This window comes from Mesorhizobium sp. M2E.F.Ca.ET.209.01.1.1 (genome assembly GCF_004010375.2).
Classification (GTDB): Bacteria; Pseudomonadota; Alphaproteobacteria; order Rhizobiales; family Rhizobiaceae; genus Mesorhizobium.
Map to the genome: position 1 here is coordinate 1 of NZ_SADP02000308.1, position 396 is coordinate 396.

The window sequence follows — 396 nt, forward strand, 5'->3', positions numbered from 1 at the left end:
GCCCCAGACCAGGGTATGCGCGGCATCCTGGTAGAGCTGGTAGCCGACATAGTTGTTGGCGGTCACCGCGGCATTGGTGTTCTTCATGCGCCGGGTGGTGACGTCGTTGGCGGTACCGGCGTTGGCGCCCGCATTCAGCGCAATCGTGTAGGGCGTCAGTGCCGAGCACTGCGCGGTCACCGTGCCCTGGCCCAGGGTGGGCGTGGCGGTGGTCGAGGCCGCGGTGCCGAAGTCGACGTTGGTGGCCGCCGCCGCCGTGATGGTGCAGGCCTTGGTGACCACCAGGGTGACATTGAAGGTGGTGGTGTCGGCGGCCAGCGCCTGGCCGGAAAGCAGCAGCCCGGCCAGGGCCCAGCCCAGCGGGGATCGAACTGGGAATCGCATGGACAACCTCCC

At 68.4% G+C, this 396-nt stretch carries 1 protein-coding gene; it reads right to left on the reverse strand.

Features of this window, described 5'->3' with window-relative positions; translation table 11 throughout:
* Positions 1-384 (reverse strand): spore coat protein U domain-containing protein (locus tag EN852_RS35775; protein ID WP_135879678.1); only part of this gene is annotated, 384 nt, incomplete at its 3' end.
* Between the last annotated feature and the right edge of the window lie 12 nt (positions 385-396).